Here is a 25,145-nt window from a genome sequence, read left to right as displayed (position 1 = left end):
TATCCGGTTGGATACTACGCCAAGATGACCTCATGTGACCACCACGTAGCGCAAAGTCAGGAGCGCAGCTCCAGCATAGTGATCTCCGGCGGTGCTCCGACACGTACGGGCGGCCCCCAGAATCCCGCGCCCCTGGTGACGTAGACCTGCACGCCGTCGACCGTCGCGAGCCCCGACACCACGGGCTGCTGCAGGCCCACCACCAGGTTGAACGGCGCGATCTGGCCTCCGTGCGTGTGCCCCGAGAGCTGGAGGTCGACGCCGTAGCCGGCCGCCTGCTCCACCTGTAGGGGCTGGTGCGCCAGCAACACCGTGGACCGGCCGGGCGTCCGCCCGCCGAGTGCCTTGCCGAAGTCGGGGCCGTCGCCCGTGGCCTCGCCGTTGAGGTCGTTCACCCCGGCCAGGTCGAGGACGGCGCCCTGGTGCGTGATCTCCACACGCTCGTTCCGCAGCGAGCGGACGCCGAGCTGGTCGAGCTCCTCGATCCACTCCTGCGGGCCGTTCGCCGTGTAGTACTCGTGGTTACCGGTCACGAAATATGCCCCGTAGCGGGACTCAAGGCTCTTGAGGGGTTTGGCCAGGGCGCCCAGCTCGGCGACGGACCCGTCCACCAGGTCGCCGACGATGGCCACCACGTCGGCGCGCAGTCCGTTGATCATCCTGACGATGCGCTCGGTGTGCCCGATGCCTGTCAGCGGGCCCAGATGGATGTCGCTCACCACGGCGAACCGCAGGCCGTTCAGCCTCGGGTCGAGCTTCGGCAGCCTGACCCGCACCGGCGTCAGCACGGGATCGCCCAGGGCGCTGGTCATGCCGTAGCCGACCGTGCCCAGCGCGCTCACCCCGGCCACGGCCGCGGTCGTACGTCCAAGGAACAGCCGCCTGCTCATGGGCGGCGCCGCGGCCGGCTCGGCCGCGGGCGGCGCGGAGGCGCCCGCCATGACGGGAACCGGCTCCTTCGCCGCCGCCGACCTGCGCTCGCTCCCGCGGATGAGCACCGACGCCACGACCCGCGGCACTTCCAGCACGATCAGGAAGACCACGAGGTAGAACATCAACGCCACCCACAGGTAGCCCGGCCAGGCCAGCCAGCGGCCCAGCTCCAGGCGCGTCCCCACGAAGGTGGCCACCACGAGCAGGACCAACCCCACCAGGCCCCAGGTCAGCGCCTTGCGGGCGCGCCCGGGGCGGGTCGTGGAGCGCACCGTCCGATGCCACAGGTAGAGGTGCGCCGCCAGGACCAGAGCGACGAAGACCAGCACGATCACACGTCGATGCTACTTACGATTTGGCCGCCGGCTTCTTCGCGGTCGTCTTTTTCGCCGGGGCCTTGCGCGTGGTCTTCTTCGGCGCGGGCGCCCGCTCGCGGCGCTCGGCCAGCAGCTCGGCGGCCCGCTCGATGGTGATGTCCTCGACCGTGTCGCCCTTGCGCAGGGAGGCGTTCGTCTCGCCGTCGGTCACGTACGGGCCGAACCGCCCTTCCTTGACCACCACCGGCTTCTTCGACGTGGGATCGTCGCCCAGCTCCCGCAGCGGCGCCGCCGCCGCGGCCCGCCGCCCGCGCTGCTTGGGCTGCGCGAACAGCTCCTTGGCCTGCTCGATCGTGACCGTCAGCAGGTCCTCTTCCGAGGTGAGCGACCGCGAGTCGGTCCCCTTCTTGATGTACGGCCCGAACTTCCCGTTGTGCGCCACGACCTCCTCGCCGTCGAGCTCGCCCACCACCCGCGGGATCGCCAGCAGCTTGAGCGCGTCGTCGAGAGTGATCGTGTCCAGCGACATCGACTTGAACAGGGAACTGGTGCGCGGCTTGGGGGCGTCCGCCTTCTTCGTACGCTTCTTCGGCGTCTCGTCCTCGGCCGGCTCGGGCAGGATCTCCGTCACGTACGGCCCGTAACGACCGTCCTTGGCCACGATCGTGTGCCCGCTCACGGGGTCGCGTCCCAGCTCCCGGTCACCGGTCGGCCGCGAGAACAGCTCCTCGGCCTTCTCCGCCGTCAGCTCGTCGGGCGTGGTGTCCTCGGGCACGTTGACCCGCGCGCCGTCCCTGTCCAGGTAGGGCCCGTAACGCCCGACCCGCAGGACGATGTCCGTGCCCTTGATCGGGAACGAACTGATCTCCTTGGCGTCGATGTCACCGAGGTCGGTGACCATCTCCTTCAGGCCCTCGTCCCCGTCGCCCGCGCCGTAGTAGAAGCGCTGCAGCTCGGGCACCCGCTCGGCGCGGTCGTTGGCGATGTCGTCGAGGACCTTCTCCATCTCGGCCGTGAAGTCGTAGTCGACCAGGTTGCCGAAATGCTGCTCAAGCAGGTTGACCACGGCGAACGCCAGGAACGACGGCACCAGCGCCGTGCCCTTCTTGAACACGTAGCCGCGGTCGAGGATCGTGCCGATGATCGACGCGTACGTCGAGGGCCGCCCGATCTCGCGGTCTTCCATCTCCTTGACCAGCGAGGCCTCGGTGTAGCGGGCCGGCGGCTTGGTCGAGTGGGCGGCCACGTCGAGCCGCGACACGGTCAGCGCGTCGCCCTCGGCCAGGTTGGGCAGCCGCTTCTCGGAGTCGTCGCGGTCGGTCGAGGGGTCGTCGGCCCCCTCCACGTACGCCTTGAGGAACCCGTAGAACGTGATCGTCCGGCCCGAGGCGCTGAACTCGACGTTCTCGCCGGTGGCCGAACTGCCGATCACCTTGACGCTGATCGACTCGCCGACCGCGTCCTTCATCTGCGAGGAGACGGTGCGCTGCCAGATCAGCTCGTAGAGGCGGAACATGTCGCCGGGCAACCCGGTCTCGCCCGGCGTGCGGAACTCCTCGCCGGAGGGCCGGATCGCCTCGTGGGCCTCCTGCGCGCTCTTGACCTTGCTGCTGTAGACACGCGGCTTGTCGGGCACGTACGCGGCGCCGTAGAGCTTGATGGCCTGCGAGCGGGCGGCGGCGATGGCGGTCTCCGACAGCGTGATGCTGTCGGTACGCATGTAGGTGATGAAACCGCCCTCGTACAGCCGCTGGGCGACCTGCATCGTGTACTTGGCGGAGAAGCCCAGCTTCCGGCTGGCCTCCTGCTGCAACGTGGTCGTCCGGAACGGCGCGTACGGCTTACGCGTGTACGGCTTGCGCTCGACGGACTTGACCGAGAACGACGTGCCCTGGAGCCTGCCGGCCAGCTCACCGGCGGCGGCCTCGGACAGGTGGAGCACGCCGGCCGTCTTGAGCTGCCCGGTGCTGGCGAAGTCGCGCCCCTGGGCCACCCTCTTGCCGTCGACCGAGCTCAGCGTCGCGGTGAAGTCACGCGGCCGCTCCTCGGGCTTGCCCGAGTCGAACAGCGCCTGCAGGTCCCAGTAGTGGGCCGAGGTGAACGCCATGCGCTCCCGCTCGCGCTCCACCACCAGCCGCGTCGCCACCGACTGCACCCGGCCGGCCGACAGCCGCGGCTTGACCTTCTTCCACAGGACGGGGCTGACCTCGTAGCCGTAGAGGCGGTCGAGGATGCGGCGGGTCTCCTGGGCGTCCACCAGGCGGAGGTTGAGGTCGCGCGGGTTCGCGACGGCGTCGCGGATCGCCTGCGGCGTGATCTCGTGGAACACCATGCGGTGGACGGGCACGGTCGGCTTGAGCACCTCGCGCAGGTGCCAGGCGATGGCCTCGCCCTCACGGTCCTCGTCAGTGGCCAGGTAGAGTTCGTCGGCGCCCTTCAACAGCTGACGCAGCTTGCTGACCTGCGCCTTCTTGTCGGGGTTGACGACGTACAGCGGCTCGAACCCGTGCTCGACGTTCACGCCGAGGCGCGCCCAAGGCTCCTTCTTGAACGCCTCGGGGATGTCGTCGGCCCGCTCCGGCAGGTCACGGATGTGGCCGATGCTGGACTCCACCGTGTAGCCGGCGCCGAGGTATTTCTCGATCGTCTTCGCCTTGGCGGGCGACTCGACGATCACCAGGCGTGTTCCGCCGGAGCTGCCGTTCTTGGCTGGCACGCTGCTTCCTACCTCACTGTTCGCTTGCAATCCCCCTACCGGGAGTCGGCATAGATCTGAAAGGTAACCCGACTCGCGGAAATTTCCTTCCCCCGGGCTACCCACTAGCTTCCGGGTCCACCCACAAGCACGCAGAATAAGGCCCATCGAGCGGCATGGCGCCCTGACTCACCCTGGAGACTAATCGTTGTGCTCGACTACTCCTACATGGATATCTTCATTCCGCGCGACCTCACCCGCGAAGCCGCACGTCAACTGCTGACCGAACACGCGGAGTACGGCCAGTGGGAGCTCGCCCGGGTGCGGGTGCACCCCGACGGCAGCCGGCACGTACGGCTGCGCCGCAAGGTCATCCGTGTCCGCAGCACGCTCTGAACTTGGACATGGCTTTGCCCGCCCCGGGCCGCGCCCCCGGAACGGGCAAAGCATCTTTCGCCTACTGCTCACAGGCGGTTGAGCGGTAGCGGTACCTGCGATTGCCGAGCTATGCCATATATCTACTTACGGCCCGGCCGGAACCGGCGCGCGGTCGCGAACAGCGTGGCCGAGGCGGCGAACATCGAGCCGACCAGCAGCGCGAGCAGCGAGCTGGAGTTCATGCCGGTGAGGCCGGCGGGCTGAGCGGCGCTCATCAGGCCCAGGTTGCCGACGGGCAGGCCACTGGTGGCGGACGTCACCGCGCCGCCGACCGGGGTGGAGCCGAGCAGGTCGGTGGCCGGGGACAGCGGCGAGGAGGGGCGGCCCGGACCCTTGCGCACAGCGTCGGTCCTGTCGGCCTGGTGGTCCTTGCCGTGCTTGCCGCCCTTGCCGCCCTTGCCGCCCTTGTCACCCTTACCCCCCTTGCCGCCCTTGTCGGCAGGGCCCTTCTTGCCGGGCTCGGGCTTGGCGGGCAGCTGCACCTGGCCGGGCAGCGGGCGTACCGGGGCCTGCGCCTGGCCGGGGAGGCCGGGCAGCTCGGGGAGAGCGGGCAGGCCGAGGGTCCTGGAGGCGTCGTCCACGAGGGGCAGCGACGACAGGCCGCCGTTGACCGGCAGGGCGGGCAGGCCCGCGCCCTGGAGCTGCTGCGTCAGGTTGCCCGGCACCGGCAGGCCGCCGACGTTGGGCGAGCCGGCGGCGTTCGGCGAGGCGCCCGTGTCGGGCACACCGGCGACGTTCGGCAGGCCACCGACGTTGGGCAGGCCGGCGTCGCCGCCGGCGCCGTTCACGCTGTTGAACGCCGGGACGGCCGGCACGGCGGGCAGCAGCCCGCTCTTGGCCGCGGCCGTGTGGTTCGTGGAACGCAGGAACTGGTTGTAGCCGCCACCGCCGCCCGGGTAACCCGGCTTGCCGACGTGCGCACCGCCGAGGCAGCCCGCGGCGGCGTCGCCCAGCACGGCCACGGCGTTGCCGCAGACGTTGACCGGGGCCGTGATCGGCGCGATCACCTGGTTGCCGCTCAGCACCCCGGAGCGCCCGGAGGTGTGGTTGCCGCCGCCGCCCACGCCGTCGTGCGGCCAGACGGCCGCGCCGCCCTTGCAGTGGGCGGTGGAGGCGCCGAGCACCGCGGCGGCGTTGCCGCAGACGTTGAGCGGCGCGGTGATCGGAGCCACGACCTGGTTGCCCGCCCCGACGCCCGACTGCCCGGAGGTGTGGTTGCCGCCGGCGCCCCGGCCGCCGTTCTTGACGGACACGACGCCCTTGCACCCGGCGAACGCCTTGCCGAACGCGGCCACCGCGTTCCCGCAGACGTTGATCGGGGCCGTGATCGGCGCGATCACCTGGTTGCCGCTCAGCACCCCGGAACGCCCGGACGTGGTGTTGCCGCCCGCCCCGGAACCGGCGCGGGTGTTCAGCACCGTCGCGCCGCCCTTGCAGTTGGCCGGCGCGTTGCCGACGGCGTTGCCGCAGGCCGTGATGGGCAGGGAGATCGGGCTGATCACCTGGTTGCCGCTGCCCGCGCCGTAGCGCCCGTCGGTGTCGTTGCCCGTGGAGCCCGGCGCGGCCATGTGGTGCTGCCAGCCACCGCCGCCGCCCGAGTTCGTGACGCTGGCGCCGCCCTGGCAGCCCGCGAACGCCCGTCCGAACACCGCCACCGCGTTCCCGCAGATGTTGACCGGCCCGCTGATCGGCGCGATCACCTGGTTGCCGCCGAGCGCGGACGAGCGGCCCGACGTACGGTTGCCGCCCGCGCCCACGCCGCTGTTGTGCACGGCCGCGCCGCCCTTGCAGCCCGCGGTCGCGTCGCCGAAGATGGCCAGCGCGTTGCCGCAGGCGTTCAGCGGGGCCGTGATCGGCGCGGTGATCTGGTTGCCGCCGAGCAGGCTGGAGTCACCCGAGGTCTGGTTGCCGCCGGCGCCGCCCCCGCCCTTGTTGTGGACGGTCGCGCCACCGCGGCAGCCCGCGTCGGACCTGCCGAACAGGGAGATCGCGTTGCCGCAGGCGTTCAGCGGCGCGGAGATCGGCGCGTTGACCTGGTTGCCGCCGAGCACACTGGAGTTGCCCGAGGTGCGGTTGGGGATGTCGCTGCGGCCGACGTTCTCGACGGAGGCGCCGCCCTGGGAACCGGCGCTCGACTGGCCGGCCGCGCCGACGGAGTTGCCGCTGATGTCGATGGGCAGGTTGATCGGCAGGTTGACCTGGTTGCCGCCGCCGACCGAGGAGTCTCCGGAGGTGTCGGCGAGGGCGGTGCCGCTGCCGAACGACATGACCGCGACCGCCAGAAGGGCCGCAGGGGTTGATGCTTTAGCCCACGTACGCATGCTGAATGCTCCTAGTGGTTCTTGGGGGGATACCTGAACGGTTCGCGGGCAGCCGAGGCCGTGCGAGGTCGCGCACAGCGGTGACCTCGGGTTCGCGAACAGACTGACTGACGTCTCACCCGCCGGCGGAGGGGATATGACCACGCTCCGCCGCCGCTCTCCGGACGGATCGTCCGGGGCGTGTTGAAATGGCGGGATCAGTCAGGTGAGAAGGAAGGGTCGTCCGCCGCTGTGCGGACGACGGGGGGCAGCACGCGCGCCGCGATGGCGAGCTGGTACTGCAGCCGCGGGTCGACACCGGACCGCGCGACATCCCCCAAACCGGGCCCGAACGGGCCGCTGCCACCACCATTGGGCACCAGTCCATTGGTGTCCAAGATCTTTCCGGCGGAGGATGGTGGTGGCAGACCAGGATCCTGTTGGCTGTTGAGCCCGTCCACGGTGCGCCCCGCCATCGCCTCGGCGTTGTCCGACGCCGAGAGAGAAGCGGGGGCGGAAAGAGGGGCCGGGGCCGCGTCGGCGGCTCCTGTGGTGGCCGCGGTGGCATCCGCGGCCGCCGGAGCGGCGGACATCATTCCGAACACGACAGCGAGCAGCCAACCTGCCGCCACGAGGGCGCCCATCGTGACTGCCCGCACGACAACTCCACGAGCGCCGGCCGCGAACCGCGCCATCCGGTCGGCCCGCTCGGCGGTCGTGTCCCGCCCCGGGAACGTCGTGGGCACGCGGCGCACAGCGAGGGACGTCGCCCTCGTCTGTCCGACCGTCGTGCGTGCCACGTGACCTCCCAGCTTCCCGAACCGGCTTCACGTCGTGAGGCCGGTCCGTGGACTCACCCCTCAACGGTCCGTAACCGTAGCAGCACCCAACGTTGTCGCAAGGGCTTTTCAGCAGAGACCCCGAAAATGGCCAAGGACACGCGGATCCGCTTCACGGATGACACCCGGAAGGGTCATCGGGGTGGCCCGGCGAGGGCGCGGAAGAGGCGGCTCCGGTCGTTGTGCCGATACTCGGTATGACGCACCCCTCAGAGTTTGCTAACCTTACGGAGCCGACGCGAGATGACGGTCCCGCGTGCAGGCACCAAGTCCGGGTGGCGGAATAGGCAGACGCGCTAGCTTGAGGTGCTAGTGCCCAGTGATGGGCATGGGGGTTCAAGTCCCCCCTCGGACACCAGCTTTATCGAAGCGTCAGGTCTCTGACCTGGCGCTTTTGCTTTCTCATGACTCTGAGGGTTCAACTCGGGAACCTACAGCCCCAGGCCAGGGGCATGGGGGTTCATCTCCCTCTCCGACATGCGCGGTAGCCCATGGCCCTCGGACGGGCACTCACTCGCCTGCTCAAACCCGCGTGGTCAGGGAGCACTTCGGTGCCGTCGGTGAAGAGCCGATGGCGGGCCAGAGCGTGCTCCAAGCCGCGTTCCCGTTGCAAACGCGTCGATCGCCAGCTTGCTGGGCAGCAGTGGCACGCCTGCTTGCCGCACGAGCGGCTGCAGTGTGTCCGCGAGTTCCTCGCTCATCTGCTGGCCTGGAGCGATCCTGAGATCGCCCGTGACCTCGCCGATCCGTTCGACGGCAGCGGCGGGCAGTCCGTCGACGGTGCCGAGTGAGCGGCCAGGGCGAAGAGATCCGCCGACCTACCGGATGGATCGTACGAGCCGCCAGCGCCGAAGTTTGGAAGGCATGGCGCGAACTACGCTCGCAAGTGCCCGGCAACTGCGAGCGGTGCCGGCTGGACCTCACAGACGATCCACGCAGGGTCGACGACCGGCAACACCCACTGTCGCTCGCTGGGCACCGTCAAGCACGACAACCGTAATCTGGAGCAGTGGCAATACGAGGTCACCTCCGGAGGGCGCATTCGGTACGCCATCGACGACACCGAAGCGACCATCTGGCTCACCAGGGTCGCAGCCGGCCACCCAAGGCATCCGAACGACGAACCCGCCACCCACCACGGAGCCGACGGCGTCGAGAGAGACCGGTGACCGAATCCGGGTGAACCACAGCATCCGTCCCTCCTATTTGCACGGCGTGACCGGCACGGTGGTCGACTTCGCCCCGCGAAAGTCCGCGTGCTCCTCCACACTCCCGTCGGCCGCTTCACCGACTGCGAGGTCACGGTTCCCCCGCTTGATTGGAGTCGGTGTGACTGCTCTTTCTCACCTTTCCGACCACGAGGCCGTTCTCGTCCTCACCAAGCTCCTGGCCGTACACCCCGAGCTGGGGGACGAGGCGGAGACGATCGCACGAGAAGCGGTCCGGACTGTCCCCACGGGACTCGCCGAAAAGCTCCGGACCTCGATCATGCAACTGGACATCGAGGTACTGTCCGGACGAACCGGCTATCAGCCGGGGCGAGGCTGGGTCGAGCCCTACGACGTCGCCGATGAAATCCTCGACGAGGTCATCGAGGATTTCATGGCCGATGCCGTACGACGAGCCGAAGCCGGTGCCGTCGACACCGCCATCACGATGTGCCTCGACATCGTCGAATGCCTGTACGCCCTGCCCATACCCACAGAACTCGACAACATGGTGCTCTTCTCGTACTGCGGAGAGGACTTCGCCCGCCAACGAGCACGAACGCTCATCGAACGCCTCGGCAAGGCCTGCGTCGCACTGCCGGAAGCCGAACTCACCGACGCTGCACCCGACTGGTTCGGCTCGACGTAGGCCACGGACGTCGCAGCGAGTGGTCATCAGCCTCGGCCACGCGGTCTATCTGCCCACTCGGTCAGAATGCGGCGCAGTCGCCGGGTGTGATGGACTGGAGCATGCCCAAGAGCCGCGGCCGCCGCAAGGCCACCAGCAGCAAACCGGCCCGTCGCTCGCCCCTACCGCGCCGATCAGACCTGCTGCTGCGCGATGCCCGGCAGCTCACTGGCCTGACCGATCCGCTGATGGCCGAGATCTGGGCCAGCAGCTGGCTCGGCCAGGCATGGGCGACCGCGGAGCTGAGCGAACGCGAGGCCGAGCATCGGTTGTGCATGGAGGTGACCGGCCGGGCATCCACCACTCCCTCACCGCACGGCTTGGCCGCGATCGCCGCGCTGGCGCGGGTCGCACCCGCCGCCGACATCACCATGCTGGCCGAGACGATCGACATCCTGGAAGAGACCCAGCCGCTGCCGCCCTGGTACACCGCCGCATCCGCGGACACCACATGGACCGCAACGTCGGCGTGGCGAGCGGTGGACGTGTGGGACAGCGAACAGGTGCTGCTCATCGACTACGACGGCCCCCATCCCCACACGCTGATGGCCCAGGTGCTCAAGCCCGGGGGGCTGATGATCGGCAAGATCGCGATCCTGGAACCCGGTGCCGCCGCGCAGTGGGACCAACGACACGTATCCGACGAAGTTCCCATGCCGATCAGCCAGGCTCCGGCGCCCGAGGTGCTCGCCGACCTGGCCGATGCGCTGCGCACCACCGACATCGCCTGGCCGCGCAACGACGACGAGGATTTCATCGACAATCGGGCGCTGGCCTGGTCCCGCTGCCGCGACCACCTGCCCGGCTGGCCCGAAGGAGACAGTCTGCCCGAGGCCGAACGCCACCGCCTGATCCAGCAGTTCACCACCGCCAACGACCTGGACGACGAGGTGAGCAGGTCACTGGCCGAGTTGTTCCTGGACTACGGCGAGGGCTACATCGTCTCCGGCCCGCTGGCGTGGAGCCCGGACGAGGTCACGCTGCTGCTCACCGACTGGCTGCCCCGAAAGGCCGTTCTCGATGCCGCCCAGCGCGCGGCCCTTCCCGACGTCCTGCGCCGGTGGCTGGCGTACGCCCTCGACCAGCGCGGCGTCGATCCCCGCTGGATCACCCCGGTAATGGACGCCGTCGACGCCCACCTTCGCGAGTTCCGCCAAGCGTTCGATGACGACACCTCCTGGGGCCCCGCCAAGCAGATCGCCGCCGCCCTCACCGACCGTGGCATCGATCTCACCAACCGGGAAGCCGTCGATGAAGCCATCCGCGCACTCAACGCCGAACAACTCGCACGCCGTCTCCTCCCGTGATCAGTTGGAGGTACCACGGACATCTCACGGGCCGATGTAAGACGTGTAGAGGTCCCGATCGTGATCTTCGGCATCCGCGGCGTTCCTGAATGCCCCATCGGAGCGCCCTTCCCGCGCAGTAATTTGGTTCCACAGCAAAGGAGGGGATTCCGTGCCCGGCATGGCTCGTGAACGAGTGGCCGAATTGCTCGACGCGTCGACGGAGCCCGCCGCGTCCAGCGTCTATCGAAAACTTCCCGAGACCGAGCTGTCGGTGGCGGTCGATGGAGTCGGCCCGCTGCGATTTCCCGTCTCCGATGAGCAGGCCGCCCAGTTGCGCGGGCTCGGCCACCGTGCGCGGTTCGGGCGGGGCGAGCAGACCCTGACCGATCCGGAGGTGCGCGACACCTGGGAGATTCCCAAGGAGCTGGTGCGCGTCGAGTGGACGGCGGCGTTCGCGGCCGTCCTCGACGGAATGCGCGCGGAACTGGGGCTGCCGCCGCACTGCGAGCTCACGCCGGAGCTGCACTCCATGCTCCTGTATGAGACCGGGCAGTTCTTCCTCGCCCACCAGGATTCCGAGAAGGACGACGCCATGGTCGCGACCTTGGTGGTGACGCTGCCGTCCGCGCACACCGGCGGCGAGCTCGTCGTCGAGCACCAGGGCCAGACCAAGAAGTACCGGGGGCTGAAGACCGCGGCCTCGTTGGTGGCCTTCTACGCCGACTGCCGGCACCAGGTTCTTCCCGTCAAAACAGGCAACCGTGTCGCCCTCACCTACAACTTGCTCCTGACAGGAGACAGCCAGGCTGCGGCGGCCGATAATCCGCTGGTCAGTGAGCTCGCGGCCGGTCTTCTCACTCACTTCGCCACCCCGGTCGTCCTCCCGTACAGCTCTCGCAGGGGGGATCCGCCGGCGCGGCTGGCGTACCTCCTCGACCATGAGTACACCGCCCGCGGGCTGAGCTGGTCCCGGTTGAAGGGCTCCGACGCCGCGCGGGGCGCCCTCCTACGGGCTGCGGCGGAGCGGGCGGGTTGCGAGATCACCCTGGCCCTCGCGGAGATCCAGGAGACCTGGGACGCCTACGATCCCGACGAGGACGAGGATGCGTGGTACGGCGATCATGAGGACGAGGATCCCGACGAGCACAAGGACTCGGAAAGCGCGGACGACAGACAGTATGTTCTTCAGGATCTGATCGAGACCTCCACCACGCTCGCCCACTGGATCGGCCCGGAAACAGGGCGACTCGAGAACATCTCACTGGACCTCAGCGACGCCGAGGTGGCCTCGACGACCCCGACTGCTGACATGACGCCCTACGCCTCGGAGTACGAGGGTTACATGGGCAACTACGGCAACACCCTGGACCGCTGGTACCGGCGGGCGGCGATGGTCATCTGGCCACGGGACCAGGGCTTCGCCAGCCGGGCCGAGGCGTCCCCGGGATGGGCGCTGGACGAGCTCACGGCGATGGCCCGCTCCGGGGAGATCGCGGAAGCCCGTGAGGCGGCGCGGTCGCTGGAGTCCTTCTGGCACGCCGCAGGCCGTTACCCCGACCAGACCGAACTTCTCCGCAAGGCGCTGGAAGCAGCCAGGGAGCTGGATGACGCCCAGATCGCCGCCATTCTGCTGCGGCCGTTCGCGTTGGAGCGGCTGGTCCCCGGACACGGCCCGGCAATCGGCGGCCTGGCGGCGCACTACGGCGACATCTGGATCGACGGTCTGCTGCGTGACTGGTCCGAAAGCTGGCGGCCCGGCTCCCACGGCCTCGCCCAGGCACCGCTGGAATGGCTCGAGAACCTCCCCCGGCTGTGTACCGCGCTCTCGGTAGAGGGGAGCCCGTCCATCACGGCCGCCCGCCGCATCGTCGAACTGTCGTGGACGATGTTCGCGGGCCAGGTCGGTCCGGCGCTCGACGGGCCCCTCACCTCCCGGCGGGAAGCATGGCTGACCACCTTGGGGGCGCCCTGCTCCGGAATCATCGCGGCCGCGGCCCAACTGGGATCGACGGGCGTACTGGAGGACGCCCACAAGCTCGCGCGGACGGCCGGTGATCGGGCGCACGTACTGGCGATGGCCACGCTGCGCGCCGCCGGGACGCACCAAGCGGGCTTCGACGAGCTGGCCGGCAACTGTGCCGAACGGATTCGGGCATTGCTGGCGCAGCCACAACGCGCACTGGATGACTGGTCGATCGAGCTGCCCACCGGATGCGCGTGCGAGCTGTGCGAAGTGCTCGGCACGTTCCTCCAACATCCTGAACGGCGTGCTCTCGACTGGCCGCTCGCAAAGGACAGGCGCAGGCATGTCCACGCTCGAATCGATGACGCGGAGCTGCCCGTCCGCCACGAGACCAGACGGCAGGGCCGCCCGTACACCCTGGTCCTGACCAAGGCGGAGGCCCTCTTTGAACGGGAGCGTATCGCCCGCGAGCGTCACGAAGCGGACCTGGCCTGGCTCACTGACAAGTGGAAGGTCTCCATCTGAACCATCACGGACGTCGTCACGCCACGTGAATGTGGTGTACGGGAATGAGGATGGCGGCAGGCCAGGTGTAATCGGTGGCGCTCAGTCCTCGGACACACACCGCACGCACATGTGGGGGCTCCGGTTGGATCCGGGCCTCCACATTCTGCTTTTCGGGGTGGTGCAACCCAAGCCGGGTGTAGAGCTCGGCCTTGTCGTCCGGGTCCGCTTCCGAAGCCAGGCGCACCAGATCCCCGACCTCCTCGATCATCGATCTGATGTCGGCAATGGTGACACGCTGCGCGGCCGGAACGGCCTTCGACTCCCCCTCCAGGCGGGCTCGCTCGCTCTTCGTCTCGTTGATCCACGAGGAGATCTCGACCGGGTCGCCTCCGGCATCGAGCGCGGAGCGGTACTGGCCGAGCCTGCGGTCACACTTCGACAGCTGCTTGCGCAGGTCGATCAGGGCCGCCTCGTTCGGGTCGATCACCTGCTCGGCCGTCGCCGCGGTTGACGATGGCGTACTGGGCGGGGAGCCGGCACCGGTAGTACGCCTGGCGGTTGTTCCAGTTGCCCTGCATCCGGCGCTCGCAGTACCCGCGGAACAGCAGGCCCGGGAAGGCGTACGGACGCCGGGTGGGGTGGAGGCGCCGGCTGTACGCGGGCAACAACCCCCGTCGGGATGTCGGACCCGAACGGTCTTCGAACCAACCCCTGTGGCGAGACACTCGCCACGCCGTGCGACGACAAGCCCGCAGGATACGAGTACTCCAATGAACTCCTCCTCAAGCTGGACCCGGTTCGGAAGGCAAGCCCGGTTGAGTATTTCTCGGTGCGTCCGCACTGGTCACCGACGGACTATGGACGTCCGTACGGCGTCGGCAAGCCGAAGGCGCGGGACTGGTGGGTCAAGCAGCGTCGAGTCGCTGATCAAGCTCAGCGCCACGCTCGCGAAGAACATCGAGAACTACCTCAAGAAAGTCGTACACCGTCGAGTTTTATAGGCGATACAACTTCGGAAACGCCCGCGAGAATCGCGGCCCAGGTCCCGTGTTCGACACGCCCCAGCCTGCGACTTCGACGTCTACGGCTCGATGCGGTCGACCCGCGCCGCTCCGAACGTGAAACCGAAGGATATCGAATGTCCTGGGCCAGGCTCACGGTAAAGTGAAGGCTCGGCGTAAGGAGTGGTGCATGGATATGGATTCGATCAGAGTCGGAGCATGTTTCTTGCTCGCTCTTCTCGTCGGCGCTCTGGGCGCATGCTCCTCGGGCCCACCGCTGACCGACCACAATCCGGATCCGCGCGCGCTCCCCGGAACAGCACCTACTCTCAAACTCGACAACGTGCTGGCCGATCACCGGCTAGGCCTTCCGAAGGCCGCCTCCGAGGTAAAATTCAAATCCAGAAGGGATAACGATCCTTACTGGCTGGAGCTGGCTTTCTCGGTCGACTGCGCTCAAGGATCCGCCTTCTTCAAGAAGGAGGGGCTCGAACGACAAGAAGACGATGGGGATCTCTACGACGAGGCCAGAGTCGAGGAGGCGGCACGCTCCTTCGGGATGGAGTCGAACCGATATTCAGTGCGAGGAACGTACGTCAAGGCTCCCGATGAATTCCGCAACAGCCAAATGGGAGTGCTTTTGGCCGATGCGGACAAGTGCCAAGTAGTCATCTTGTCAGATCGCTACAACTAGTTCACGGCTTGATTCTTGCTGATCGTTTCTCGGCGCAGCTCCTCGACCGAGACTGCTCCCGCAGGCTAGAGGCCCGGTTGAGGGTGTGAAGGGCCTTCCGTACTCAAGTCGCGGCTTGTCCATGGATGCAGTTCTGGGGCACCACACGCGGGGAACTCCCGGCGTTCGCCGAGTACGACCTGCTGCACGGCCTGATCGGCATCGGCGCCCACTTCCTCCAGCACGCCCCGGGGCGGATCCTGGCCTGCCTGGTCACGCTCAGTTCGCCCAAGCCCTGCGCCGAGACGTCACCGTGGACGGGCACCGAAGAAATCAGTAACGCAATGCCCCATGTCCCGAAACTCCTTTTCTGGCTGCCGCCCTCACGTTTTCGGCCCGCCTTGCGAATGCCCCAGCGGCAAGTGCAGCTCCACTTACGCATCGATGTCAGCCGAACCGGTCCTGCCGCAGAGGCCGCAAACCTTGGTCACGCCCAAGCAGACGACCATTAACGGGGTCAAATCCCTGCTGACAACATTCTTCACCCATCAGCAGCTGTCCAGAATCCTGGACACAATGGCGGAGAACATCTACGCCAACAAGCCTTTCAAGGAATCCTTCGACGCCCTCACCGCCTCGGTCGATCTCACCGCAAGTCAAGTGGCGATCACGGCAAAGGCGAGGAGTGGCTTGCAGAAGATTTAGGGTCGGCCTCCGGGGTTTCGTCGACAAAGGTCCGCGCAGCCCTTCTCCGCAGGCCTTGAGTCATATTACGGCAATATGAGCAAGCGATTCTCGTGATGAAAAACAATCGGAAGACGAAAGCAGAATGTCTCAGCCAGGTCCACGTGATGACGGCCCAATATCTCGCCAAAGCCAACATCGCGCCGGTTCTGACCGAGATCAAAAGCAGTCTGACGTCGAAAGAGTGGCAGTCCGTAAGAGCTCATGGCGCGGCTCTGTTCCCTTGGAGCAAGTACGGGTTGTAGGGCCGCCCGGTCTGCGCTGACCGAAGTGGCGTCATCATAAGGGCGCGAGCTGGGGTGATCCCAGCTCGAACCCGTACGCCAACGCGGGAGCCGGGCAGCCGGGCTGAGCGGGCGACTACCGCGCCTTCCCAGGTCGGGGTCGGCACTTCCGCCAAGCCGGGCCGCCCAGGGGTGGGTGTTCGAGGTGGAGTGGGGTGAGTGTGGTCGAATCGGTTGTATGACGATCGAATACGTCCCTGTCTCGGGTGACGGCCGTTTGTGGGCCGAGAAGGGCGGTAGCGGGGCGCCCATAGTGCTGCTGCACGGGTCCGTGCATGACAGCCGTCTGTGGGACGGCGTCTTCCCTGGACTCGCGCGCCACCACACCGTGATCCGGTACGACGCGCGGGGGCTGGGTCGTTCGACGCCGCCGACCGCGCCGTTCCGGTACGAGGACGACCTGCTCGCGGTCCTCGACCACTTCGGCGTCGAGAGCGCCACGCTGGTCGGGCTGAGCATGGGCGGCGAGGTCGCGCTCGACTTCACCTTGGAACATCCGGCACGGGTGCGCTCGTTGGTCCTCGTCGCGGCGTCGGCCAGTGGGCACGACTGGCCGCGGTCTCCTGAGATGGACGCCTACACGGCGGCGGACCGCGGGGACGACGCCGACCGCCTGGCCGAGATGGAGCTCACGGTGTGGGCCTCGCTGGGCGACCGCGCGCCGGGGTACGCGGCGATCGCCGGCATGGTCACCGAGAACGCCAAGGTACGGGTGGCCGCCGAGAAGGGTCACGTCCGCTTCTCCGAGGTGGGCGCCGTCGAGGTCCTTGAGCGGGTCGCGGTGCCCACCACCGTCGTGGTCGGCGATCACGATCATCCGGAGATCGGCGTGATCGCCCGCCGGCTCGCCGAGGGCATTCCCGGTGCGCGCCTGGAGATCGTGGCCGCGGCCGATCACTATCTGCCGCTGCGCGCGCCGGAACGGCTCATGGAGATCATCGTCCCTGGTCGGTGAGGGGCTACAGATCCGGTCGTGAACACGGCGTGCCGTCCGTCCAGTGGCCGTTCGGTGGCCGTTCGGAGGTGTTCGGGGTGGGTGGGGCGGGCTCGTTCGGCTGAGGGGTGGTTTGAGATAGGGCGATGAGTTTCGTCGGTGGGGGTGGTCAGTATGGGCATGAAGATGACCGCTGGTGAGACCGACAACCGTAAGGCCGGCCGTGACGCGGCCGGGCCCGACTCCGATAGAGGTACCGTGTCCAGCCCACAACTCGAATCCTCCGCCGAGGCCGCGGCCGCGGGCTCGGGGCGTACTCCGGCCGTGATCCGGTTGCTGGTGCTCGCGACGTTCGTGGTGGTGCTCAACGAGACGATCCTGATCAACGCGATCCCGCGGCTGATGGACGCCATGCACATCACCGAGCAGACCGCGCAGTGGCTTTCCACGGCCTTCATGCTGACCATGGCCGGGGTGATCCCGATCACCGGCTGGTTCTTGCAACGGGTCACCACCAGGACCGCCTACACCACCGCGATGGGGTTGTTCCTGGTCGGTACGGCGGTGGCCGCCGTGGCGCCGTCGTTCGCGGTGTTGCTGGGGGCGCGGATCATCCAGGCGTCCGGGACGGCCGTGATGATGCCGCTGCTGATGACGACGTTGATGCAGGTCGTGCCGGAGAAGGACCGGGGGCGGGTGATGGGCAACGTCACCCTCGCCATCTCCGTCGCGCCCGCCATGGGGCCGGCGATCTCCGGGGTGATCCTGCACTTCGGGTCGTGGCGGCTGCTGTTCGCGGTGGTGCTGCCGATCGCCGGGCTGATCACGTGGAGCGGTCTGAGGCGGCTCAGGAACGCGGGCGAGCCCAAGATCAGCGCCATCGACTGGTTCAGCGTGGTGACGGCGGCGGCCGGGTTCGGCGGCCTGGTCTACGGGCTCAGCCGGTTCGAGGGCGGGGACGTCCGCGTCGCGGCGGCCGTCACGGGGGCCGGGCTGGTCACCATCGCCGTCTTCGTCGTGCGCCAGCTCGTGCTGCAGCGGCGGGGGACGCCGCTGATGGACCTGCGTACGCTGTTCCACCGCACCTACACGGTCGCGCTCATCCTGATGTCGGTGGCCTTCATGGCGATGCTCGGCTCGATGATCCTGCTGCCGCTGTACCTGCAGAACATCCGGGCGCTCAGCCCGCTGGAGACCGGGCTCCTCGTGATGCCGGGCGGCCTCGCTATGGGTCTGCTCGGTCCGGCCGTGGGCCGCCTGTTCGACAACTACGGCGGCCGGGTGCTGGTCGTCCCCGGCGCGATCGGGATCATGCTCGCGCTGACCGGCTTGACCCAGGTCACGATGACGATGCCGTACTGGCAACTGCTCGGCCTGCACGCGCTGCTCATGGTGAGCCTGGCCGCGACGTTCACCCCGGTCTTCACGCTCGGCCTGGGGGCGGTCCCGCCGCACCTGTACTCGCACGGCAGCTCGATCCTGAGCACGCTCCAGCAGGTCGCGGCGGCGATCGGCACCGCGCTCGTGATCACCGTGATGAGCGCGAAGGCCGACACCCTGAGGGCCGAGGGCCTCACGCAGACGATGGCGACCCTCGGGGGCATGCGGCTGGCGTTCGTGATCGGCGCGGTGTTGTCGGTGGCGGTGGTCGTCACCGCGCTGCTCCTGCCGGCGCGGGCGGCGGCCGGCTCCGCCGGCCACGCCGGGCACTAGGAGCCGGTGGCGTCCAGGTAGGTGAGGACGGCGCGCACCCGGCGGTTGGTGTCGTCGTCGGCGGCGAGGCCGAGCTTGGCGAAGATCGTGGTCGTGTACTTGCTGATGGCGCCCTCGCTGAGGAACAACCGGGCCGCGATCGCCGCGTTGGACAACCCCTCGGCCATCAGTTCGAGCACCGAGCGCTCGCGTTCGGTGAGGGTGGCGAGGGGGTCGGCGTGCGCGGGACGGCCCAGCAGCTTCGCGACCACCGTGGGGTCGAGCGCCGTGCCGCCTTCGGCGACGCGGGTGAGCGCGTCCATGAACTGTCCGGCGTCGAGTACGCGATCCTTGAGCTGGTAGCCGACGCCGCCCTGGCCGTCGGCGAGGAGTTCGCGGGCGTAGAGCTGCTCGACGTGCTGGGACAGGATCAGCACGGGCAGGCCCGGCACCTCACGGCGGGCGGCGAGCGCGGCCTGGAGCCCCTCGTCGGAGAACGTCGGCGGCAGCCGTACGTCCACGATCGCCACGTCGGGACGGTTGCCGAGCAGCGCTTCGAGCGCGGCGGGGCCCGAGTCGACGGCCGCGACCACGGTGTGCCCGTACGCCTGGAGGAGGCGGACGAGCCCGTCGCGGAGCAGGAAGAGGTCTTCGGCTACGACAATACGCATGGCACCGCCACATGGACGCGGGTGGGCCCGCCGGCCGGGCTGTCGATCTCCAGCCGGCCGCCGAAGGCCGCGATCCGGCGTTCGACGCCGTGCAGCCCGGAGCCCGAGGACAGGTTCGCGCCGCCGACGCCGTCGTCGGTGACGGTCGCGGTGAGGGTACGCGCCTCGTAGCCGAGTTCGACGGTCACATGACGGGCGTGGGCGTGTTTGGCCACGTTCGCCAGCAGTTCGGCGACGGTGAAGTAGACCGCGGCCTCGACCGGGCGTTCGGGCCGGGTGGGCACGGAACTGCGTACGGCGACCTCGACGGGCGCGTCGAGCGCCAGGGCGCGTACGGCGTCGACCAGGCCGCGTTCGGTGAGCACGGGCGGGTTGATGCCGCGTACCAGCGACCGCAGCTCGGCCAGCGCGGTGACCGAGGAGGCGCGGGCCTCGGCCAGGATCGCCCTGGCTGCGGCCGGGTCGCTTTCGAGAAGGTGCTCGGCGGCCTGCATCGACATGCCCATGCCGACCAGCCGCGCCTGGGCCCCGTCGTGCAGGCCACGTTCGATGCGTTCGAGCTCGGCGGCCTGGGTCTGGGTCAGGTCGGCGCGGATGGCCTCCAGCTCCGCCACCCGCCGGCCGAGCCGCGCGTACGGGATGGGCCCGAGGAAGCGGCGGGCCAGTGGCCCGAGGACCCGCCACGCGAACGGCGCGGCGGCCAGACCGGCGACGATCATGGCGATGCCGGGACCGAGGAAGCCCGGCGTCAGCGTCAGGTGGACGCCGCCGGCGAGCCCGACCAGCGGCAGGGCCGCGACCGGCAGCACGGTCACCCCGGCGAGCACGCTCCACAACCCGTCCCAGTGCAGCTGGGGATCGTGGAAGCGGGCGTTCATCCTGGCCCGGCGGCGGGCCTCGCGTTCGGACTTGTGGTACTCCTCGCCGTCCCACCAGTGGCCGGTGGCCATGCGGGTGACCGGCGACGCGGTGCGGTAGGTCACCTCGATGCGCAGGCCGAGCCAGCGGGCGGCGAGCCGGCGGGCGGCCTGGCTGAGGGGCCGGCTGGTCAGCGGGTGCACGCACCACAGGGCCACGGCGATCCACAGGATCACCACCAGCGTCTCGCCCAGGAGCGCCAGGGCCACGACGAGCGGGGGCCCGGTCAGGTTCGCCGACCAGGAGTAGGCGAGCTTGGAACCGCCGTAGCCGACGGCGGCGCCGACGATCGGCATCAGGCAGGTGAGCAGGACGAGTACGGCGGAGCGGTAGAGCCCGAGCACGATCTCCGAGCACCGGCGCAGGAAGCCGCCTCCCACGGGGGACCTCATCCGCCCGCTTCCCTGACCATGGTCCTCATTGTGCCAGCCAGTCCTGGTTTGGGAGGTTCCGGTACCCGGCAGTGCGACCACGTTCGTCTTCTCCGTTCGCGGGTGGTTCCGTCCGACGTCGGAAACCTACGGCCGGGGCCCGTACCTCCGGTATCCCGCTGAACCCCGTATGAAGTGGGTCTGGACCCAGCCGTCCGGGAGCCTTGTGGACGGCATCGGCGCGGCGTAGCGTGACTCATGACCAGATTTCATATCTAGTCATGAGGTGCAGCAGATGTTCGAGAGGGCGGACCGGATCCTCGACGCCGCGGGCGAGCTGCTGCTGCGCCACGGATACCGCAGGGTCACCGTCGAGGACATCGCGGGCCGCGCCGGGGTGGGCAAGGGCACGATCTACCTGCACTGGCGTACCAAGAACGAGCTGTTCGAGGCGCTGTTGCTGCGCGAGTCCATCGAGGTGGTGGAGGAGTTCGCGGCGCTGTTGCGGCACGAACCCGCCCAGGTGCGACCGCATCGTTTCTCGCGGGCGGGCTTCATCTCCGTGAGCCGCAGACCGCTGCTCCGGGCGCTGTTCACCACCGACATCGAGCTCCTGGGCAAGCTGGCCAAGCACCCGCTGCGCAGTCACGACCTTCACGCGGCCGAACGTTTCAAGCGCGTGGCCGACCGGTACGGGCTGCTCAGGGCCGACATGCCGCACCCGCACTACACGCTGAGCGCCGCGTCCATGGGTTTCTACGTGCTCAACGGCATCGACACCATGGGCTCGGAGCTGACCGTGGAGGAACAGGCCGACGCGCTGGCCTTCACCGTACGCCACGCCTTCGAGCCCGCCGCGGAGCCGTCCGCCGAGGTGCTGGAGGCGGCGGCCGCGGAGTACGTCGCGATTCTTGAGGAACTGATCCCGCCCTACCGCAAGTGGATCTACGACTAAGGAGAGGCGATGTCCGACATCGTCGAGCGGTACAACATCTCCAAGCAGCACTTCTGGCTGCACGGGCCTCGAACGGGCCCGTCCGTCGAGTACGACGCCGCCGCCGGGATGTACAACGTCCACGGCTACCAGGAAGTGCAGGACGTCCTCGCCGACCCCACCACGTTCTCCTCCGACACCGTACGGCTGACCCCCAAGGGACTGCTGCCGGAGGGTGAGGAGGTCTCGCTGAAGGGGTTCATCACCCAGATCGACCCGCCGGAGCACGGCAAGCTGCGCAAGCTGGTCAGCAGCGCGTTCACCCGCAAGGTCGTCGCGGACCTCGAACCGCGCATCGCCGAGCTCACCCACGAGCTGCTGGACGCGGCCGACGGCCGTGACCGCCTGGAGCTGGTGACCGACCTGGCCTACCCGCTTCCCGTCATCGTCATCGCCGAGCTGCTGGGGGTGCCGAGCAGCGACCGGGCCCTGTTCAGGAAGTGGGCCGACGGGCTGTTCCAGCGGGACACCAAGATCTCCTTCTCCGAGCCCGCCGAGAACCGGGCCGCGGAGATGGAGGCCACGATGCGGCCGTGGCGGGAGATGACCCGCTACCTCGCCGAGCACGCCGCCGAACGCCGGAAACATCCCCGTGCCGACCTGCTCACCAAGCTGGTCCAGGCCGAGGTGGACGGCGAGCGCCTGCCCGACGACCAGGTGATCAACTTCGCCATGCTCCTGCTGCTGGCCGGGCACATCACGACGACGATGTTGCTCGGCAACACGGTCGTGTGCCTGGACGCCTTCCCCGAGCAGCAGGACAGGGTACGGGCCGACCGTTCCACGGTGCCGGCCGTGATCGAGGAGTCGCTGCGGCTCTTCACCCCGTTCGCCGCGGTTGCTCGGTCGACCACCCGCGAGGTCGAGCTGGCCGGGGTGACGATACCGGCCGACAAGATCGTCATGCTCTGGTTCGGGTCGGCGAACCGGGATCCCCGGCAGTTCCCCGATCCCGACGTCTTCGACCCCGGCCGCGATCCCAACCCGCATCTGGCCTTCGGCCGGGGCATCCACTTCTGCCTGGGCGCTCCCCTGGCCCGGCTGGAAGGGCGGGTGGCGCTGAACATCCTGCTCGACCGGATCGGCACCTTCCGTACCGATCCCGATGACCCGGTGGTCTTCATGCCCACGCCGACCATGACCGGGGTGAGCCGGCTCCCCCTGCTGCGCTGATCCGGCGCCGGGCGTCCGCCGCCCGCGCCGACGGCGCGGGCGGCGGGTCAGTAGATGCGGTGCTTGTCGCCGCAGTTGTCGAACTTCCCGGCCCAGCAGGTGAACGTGTAGACCTTGCTGACGCCCCGGCCGTTCCAGCTGCCGGTGACCTTGCCGTCCCAGGAGCGGTTGAACTTGTGCCAGCCGCCGTTCTGGTAGAACTCGAACCACACCCAGGCCTTCTTGCCGCCGGGCTTGTCCACGCCGTGCCAGGTGGTGAACACCTTGCCGCCGCTCTTCCAGGTCTTGCCGAACGTGTACGCCTTGTGGTCGCTGGAGAAGAACCTGCCCCAGCTGACGACCGTGGACGCCTGGGCCGCGGGGGCGGCGGCGAGGGCGGTGACGGCCGTGGAAGCGGCCAGGGATCCGGCCAGGGCCGCGATGGCGAGGGTCTTGCGCATGGGGTGCCTCCCGTGTCCGTGCTGCCGGTCGTTCCGGCAGAAGGGACGTTACGGAGGACGCACCGAATCTTCTGTGGAGGAATGCACACAGCCTGAGTGATGGGCGCCACAGATCCGGGGCATGCGGTTCCCGCCCGGTTCCCGCCACGTTCCCGCCAGGGGCAATGTGCGGCCAGGAGGTGGCAAACCGCCGCGCGTTGCCGTGGGTGTCCCGTCCCGTTGTGGCCAAGGTGGCTTGTTCACCGCCGTCGCAGCACAAGAGGGGACGATCCTGGCTATGAGCGGCAAGCAGCGGAAGCTGGAGCTGAGCGTGCCGCAGATCGTGGGGAGCGCCCTGGCCGCGCTCACCGCCGCCGTCGCGGCCTCGTACCTGGGGACGGCCGGGACGCTGATCGGCGCCGCGATGATGAGCCTGGCCAGCACCGTCGTCGCCGACGTCTACACGCATTACCTGAAGCGTACGGGCGACAAGGTGAAGCAGCACACGGTGATCGCCTGGCGCGGGCAGTCCGGTGACGCGAAGGCGGGCGGGCGGCGGCGGTGGGCCAGGGTGGGGATGGCGGCGGCCCTGGTGTTCACCGTCAGCATGGGCAGCATCCTGATCTACGAGCTCATCGCCGACCGTACGGTGGCCGACCAGGTCGCGGGGCGGACCCGGGAGGAGGCGGGCAAGGGGCAGGGCAAGAAGGACCGGCGGGACGGGCGGGCGGTGGGTGAGCCGCGGCACGAACGGCCCGTGACCCGGCTGCCCAGCCCGACGCCCTCACCCGGCCCGTCCACCGGGGCGGTCGCGACGCCCACGCCGTCCGGTTCGGCTGTGGTGACGCCCACGCCCTCGGGCGGTGGGACGGGTTCGGCGGAACCGTCCCCGCCGTCCACACCGGACCCCACCCCCTCGGACACGCCGACCTCCGTCCTGTCACCGTCCCCACCCAGCGAAACCCCCCACCCGCCTTCGCAAGAGCGCCGCTCCCGCTGACCCGTCCCGACGGCGATGAGGGGAGCGCGGGGCCTCGACAGGGGTAGCCGTCGTGGGGTGGGTCAGGGGGTGGAGGTCAGGAGGGTGGTGTAGGCGGGTTTGGGGGTCAGGGACTCGTCCAGGAGGCAGGCGGCGCCTTCGCCGTCGAACCAGCCCGGCACCCACGAGTGGCGGTCGGTGAAGCCCCAGACGGTGAACTCCTTGCAGGCCGGCACGCTCAGGCAGCCGGTGAGGGCGCGGCCGTAGTAGGCGGCCTGGGTGGCCAGCTTCTCGGGGGTGACGGGCAGCACCATGCGTACGTCCAGCTCGGTGACCGCCACCTCGAGGCCGAGGTCGGCGAAGCGGCGCATGACGTTCGCCCAGTCGCCCGGGTAGTCGTACTGGATGCCGAGGTGGCCCTGGAAGCCGATGCCGTCCACCGGGACGCCCTGCGAGCGCAGGTCCTTGATCAGGGCGAGGGTGGCTTCGATCTTGGGGCTGTTCCATTCGAGGTTGTAGTCGTTGACGTACAGCTTGGCCCGGGGGTCGGCCTGGCGGGCCCAGCGGAAGGCGTCGGCGATGTAGCCGGGGCCGAGCTGGGTGAGCCAGATGCTCTTCCGGAGGGTGCCGTCCTCGTCGATCACCTCGTTGACGACGTCCCAGGCCCGGATCCTGCCCTTGTAGCGGCGGACCTCGGTGGTGATGTGGTCGCGCAGGATGCGCCTGAGCTCGGCGGCGCCGATCGTGCCGTTCTGCACGCCCTCGGTCAGCCAGGCGGGGAGCTGGTTGTGCCAGACCAGGTTGTGGCCGCGTACCTGCTGGCCGTGGCGGCGGGCGTTGTCGACCACGGCGTCGGCGTCGGCCCAGGTGTGTACGCCGCGCTGCGGCTCGACCGACTCCCACTTCATCGCGTTCTCGGCGGTGACGTTGGTGAACTCGCGGTTCAGGGCCGCGCGGTAGTCGGGCTCGGTACGCAGGGCCGCGACGTCCACGGCGGGGGCGGGGGCGGGGGCGGGAAACGTAAGCGCGTGGGGGCGTCCCGTCAAGCAGTGGATCCCAAGTGGCTTCCAAGTAGGCGTTCTTAGCCTTTGTCCGGACTCGTACAGAGGGGGGCA

The 25,145-nt window shown here is 68.9% G+C and carries 21 protein-coding genes and 1 tRNA gene; 13 read left to right on the top strand and 9 right to left on the bottom strand.

The annotated features are described in order from the left end of the window. Positions 1-56 precede the first annotated feature (56 nt). Both IEZ27_RS13075 and topA read right to left on the bottom strand, forming a co-directional pair. On the bottom strand, positions 57-1,268 hold the full coding sequence (locus IEZ27_RS13075; protein WP_189647372.1) for a metallophosphoesterase: 1,212 nt from the start codon (positions 1,266-1,268) through the stop codon (positions 57-59). 13 nt (positions 1,269-1,281) lie between these two features. Further along, a complete protein-coding gene (gene topA, locus IEZ27_RS13070) occupies positions 1,282-3,966 on the bottom strand; it encodes a type I DNA topoisomerase (protein WP_189647371.1) in 2,685 nt (894 codons plus the stop codon). Positions 3,967-4,173: 207 nt separating this feature from the next. On the opposite strand from topA, the gene IEZ27_RS13065 reads away from it, so the two are divergent. Further along, positions 4,174-4,341: a DUF5703 family protein gene (locus IEZ27_RS13065; RefSeq protein ID WP_379478577.1), complete on the top strand. Its 168-nt coding sequence runs from the start codon at positions 4,174-4,176 to the stop codon at positions 4,339-4,341. Between the two features lie 122 nt (positions 4,342-4,463). Here IEZ27_RS13065 and IEZ27_RS13060 read toward each other — a convergent pair whose 3' ends face one another. Together IEZ27_RS13060 and IEZ27_RS13055 are read right to left on the bottom strand one after the other, a co-directional pair. Continuing rightward, positions 4,464-6,704, bottom strand: a complete 2,241-nt coding sequence (locus IEZ27_RS13060; protein ID WP_189647370.1) for a chaplin family protein — start codon at positions 6,702-6,704, stop codon at positions 4,464-4,466. Positions 6,705-6,901: 197 nt separating this feature from the next. Next, positions 6,902-7,483, bottom strand: coding sequence for a hypothetical protein (locus IEZ27_RS13055; protein ID WP_229823924.1), 582 nt, complete (start codon positions 7,481-7,483; stop codon positions 6,902-6,904). Between the two features lie 308 nt (positions 7,484-7,791). On the opposite strand from IEZ27_RS13055, the gene IEZ27_RS13050 reads away from it, so the two are divergent. The 5 genes from IEZ27_RS13050 (at position 7,792) to IEZ27_RS13030 (ending at position 13,195) form a co-directional block, all read left to right on the top strand. Beyond that, positions 7,792-7,880 (top strand) — tRNA-Leu (locus IEZ27_RS13050). 193 nt (positions 7,881-8,073) lie between these two features. Continuing rightward, positions 8,074-8,313 carry a hypothetical protein gene (locus IEZ27_RS13045; RefSeq protein ID WP_189647369.1) on the top strand — a complete coding sequence of 80 codons (240 nt, stop codon included), beginning with the start codon at positions 8,074-8,076 and terminating at the stop codon, positions 8,311-8,313. A 538-nt stretch (positions 8,314-8,851) separates the two neighbouring features. Further along, positions 8,852-9,379, top strand: a complete 528-nt coding sequence (locus tag IEZ27_RS13040; RefSeq protein WP_189647368.1) for a hypothetical protein — start codon at positions 8,852-8,854, stop codon at positions 9,377-9,379. Positions 9,380-9,480: 101 nt separating this feature from the next. Then, positions 9,481-10,725 carry a hypothetical protein gene (locus IEZ27_RS13035; protein WP_189647367.1) on the top strand — a complete coding sequence of 415 codons (1,245 nt, stop codon included), beginning with the start codon at positions 9,481-9,483 and terminating at the stop codon, positions 10,723-10,725. Positions 10,726-10,885: 160 nt separating this feature from the next. Next, complete coding sequence (locus tag IEZ27_RS13030) at positions 10,886-13,195, top strand: 2OG-Fe(II) oxygenase (RefSeq protein WP_229823938.1); 2,310 nt, start codon at positions 10,886-10,888, stop codon at positions 13,193-13,195. A gap of 16 nt (positions 13,196-13,211) precedes the next feature. Here IEZ27_RS13030 and IEZ27_RS13025 read toward each other — a convergent pair whose 3' ends face one another. Continuing rightward, positions 13,212-13,664: a hypothetical protein gene (locus IEZ27_RS13025; protein WP_189647365.1), complete on the bottom strand. Its 453-nt coding sequence runs from the start codon at positions 13,662-13,664 to the stop codon at positions 13,212-13,214. Positions 13,665-14,368: 704 nt separating this feature from the next. Here IEZ27_RS13025 and IEZ27_RS13020 point away from each other — a divergent pair. The 4 genes from IEZ27_RS13020 to IEZ27_RS13005 all read left to right on the top strand — a co-directional run bounded on the left by IEZ27_RS13020 (position 14,369) and on the right by IEZ27_RS13005 (position 18,526). Continuing rightward, on the top strand, positions 14,369-14,872 hold the full coding sequence (locus IEZ27_RS13020; RefSeq protein ID WP_189647364.1) for a hypothetical protein: 504 nt from the start codon (positions 14,369-14,371) through the stop codon (positions 14,870-14,872). Between the two features lie 423 nt (positions 14,873-15,295). Beyond that, a complete protein-coding gene (locus IEZ27_RS13015) occupies positions 15,296-15,556 on the top strand; it encodes a hypothetical protein (protein WP_189647363.1) in 261 nt (86 codons plus the stop codon). Positions 15,557-16,057: 501 nt separating this feature from the next. Continuing rightward, entirely contained in the window at positions 16,058-16,834 is a 777-nt protein-coding gene (locus IEZ27_RS13010; RefSeq protein ID WP_189647362.1) for an alpha/beta fold hydrolase, read from the top strand. A 237-nt stretch (positions 16,835-17,071) separates the two neighbouring features. Further along, positions 17,072-18,526, top strand: coding sequence for a DHA2 family efflux MFS transporter permease subunit (locus IEZ27_RS13005; protein WP_229823923.1), 1,455 nt, complete (start codon positions 17,072-17,074; stop codon positions 18,524-18,526). On the opposite strand, the gene IEZ27_RS13000 is transcribed toward IEZ27_RS13005, so the two are convergent. Together IEZ27_RS13000 and IEZ27_RS12995 are read right to left on the bottom strand one after the other, a co-directional pair. Then, entirely contained in the window at positions 18,523-19,176 is a 654-nt protein-coding gene (locus IEZ27_RS13000; protein ID WP_189647361.1) for a response regulator transcription factor, read from the bottom strand. The genes IEZ27_RS13005 and IEZ27_RS13000 overlap by 4 nt on opposite strands. After that, complete coding sequence (locus IEZ27_RS12995; RefSeq protein ID WP_229823922.1) at positions 19,161-20,486, bottom strand: sensor histidine kinase; 1,326 nt, start codon at positions 20,484-20,486, stop codon at positions 19,161-19,163. The genes IEZ27_RS13000 and IEZ27_RS12995 overlap by 16 nt, the downstream gene beginning before the upstream one ends. A gap of 274 nt (positions 20,487-20,760) precedes the next feature. Here IEZ27_RS12995 and IEZ27_RS12990 point away from each other — a divergent pair, with 274 nt between their 5' ends. After that, the gene (locus tag IEZ27_RS12990) at positions 20,761-21,420 is read left to right on the top strand and encodes a TetR/AcrR family transcriptional regulator (RefSeq protein ID WP_189647360.1); all 660 of its coding nucleotides are present in this window, start codon (positions 20,761-20,763) and stop codon (positions 21,418-21,420) included. Between the two features lie 9 nt (positions 21,421-21,429). Further along, on the top strand, positions 21,430-22,632 hold the full coding sequence (locus IEZ27_RS12985; RefSeq protein WP_189647359.1) for a cytochrome P450: 1,203 nt from the start codon (positions 21,430-21,432) through the stop codon (positions 22,630-22,632). A 47-nt stretch (positions 22,633-22,679) separates the two neighbouring features. On the opposite strand, the gene IEZ27_RS12980 is transcribed toward IEZ27_RS12985, so the two are convergent. After that, entirely contained in the window at positions 22,680-23,072 is a 393-nt protein-coding gene (locus tag IEZ27_RS12980) for a hypothetical protein (RefSeq protein ID WP_189647358.1), read from the bottom strand. 277 nt (positions 23,073-23,349) lie between these two features. Here IEZ27_RS12980 and IEZ27_RS12975 point away from each other — a divergent pair, with 277 nt between their 5' ends. Then, the gene (locus IEZ27_RS12975) at positions 23,350-24,051 is read left to right on the top strand and encodes a hypothetical protein (protein WP_125640341.1); all 702 of its coding nucleotides are present in this window, start codon (positions 23,350-23,352) and stop codon (positions 24,049-24,051) included. A 62-nt stretch (positions 24,052-24,113) separates the two neighbouring features. Here the strand turns inward: IEZ27_RS12975 and IEZ27_RS12970 are convergent, their stop codons facing one another. Next, positions 24,114-25,076, bottom strand: coding sequence for an endo-1,4-beta-xylanase (locus IEZ27_RS12970; RefSeq protein ID WP_229823921.1), 963 nt, complete (start codon positions 25,074-25,076; stop codon positions 24,114-24,116). Between the last annotated feature and the right edge of the window lie 69 nt (positions 25,077-25,145).

This window comes from Nonomuraea spiralis (assembly GCF_014648435.1).
GTDB lineage: Bacteria > Actinomycetota > Actinomycetes > Streptosporangiales > Streptosporangiaceae > Nonomuraea > Nonomuraea spiralis.
This window is presented reverse-complemented; position numbering and strand designations above follow the sequence as displayed.

Coding starts and splice junctions, on each gene's coding strand:
- IEZ27_RS13065 (WP_379478577.1), top strand. CDS start 4,174: ATGGATATCTTCATTCCGCGCGACCTCACCCGCGAAGCCGCACGTCAA.
- IEZ27_RS13060 (WP_189647370.1), bottom strand. CDS start 6,704: ATGCGTACGTGGGCTAAAGCATCAACCCCTGCGGCCCTTCTGGCGGTC.
- IEZ27_RS13035 (WP_189647367.1), top strand. CDS start 9,481: ATGCCCAAGAGCCGCGGCCGCCGCAAGGCCACCAGCAGCAAACCGGCC.
- IEZ27_RS13030 (WP_229823938.1), top strand. CDS start 10,886: ATGGCTCGTGAACGAGTGGCCGAATTGCTCGACGCGTCGACGGAGCCC.
- IEZ27_RS13020 (WP_189647364.1), top strand. CDS start 14,369: ATGGATATGGATTCGATCAGAGTCGGAGCATGTTTCTTGCTCGCTCTT.
- IEZ27_RS13015 (WP_189647363.1), top strand. CDS start 15,296: ATGTCAGCCGAACCGGTCCTGCCGCAGAGGCCGCAAACCTTGGTCACG.
- IEZ27_RS13010 (WP_189647362.1), top strand. CDS start 16,058: ATGACGATCGAATACGTCCCTGTCTCGGGTGACGGCCGTTTGTGGGCC.
- IEZ27_RS13000 (WP_189647361.1), bottom strand. CDS start 19,176: ATGCGTATTGTCGTAGCCGAAGACCTCTTCCTGCTCCGCGACGGGCTC.
- IEZ27_RS12995 (WP_229823922.1), bottom strand. CDS start 20,486: ATGAGGTCCCCCGTGGGAGGCGGCTTCCTGCGCCGGTGCTCGGAGATC.
- IEZ27_RS12990 (WP_189647360.1), top strand. CDS start 20,761: ATGTTCGAGAGGGCGGACCGGATCCTCGACGCCGCGGGCGAGCTGCTG.
- IEZ27_RS12985 (WP_189647359.1), top strand. CDS start 21,430: ATGTCCGACATCGTCGAGCGGTACAACATCTCCAAGCAGCACTTCTGG.
- IEZ27_RS12980 (WP_189647358.1), bottom strand. CDS start 23,072: ATGCGCAAGACCCTCGCCATCGCGGCCCTGGCCGGATCCCTGGCCGCT.
- IEZ27_RS12975 (WP_125640341.1), top strand. CDS start 23,350: ATGAGCGGCAAGCAGCGGAAGCTGGAGCTGAGCGTGCCGCAGATCGTG.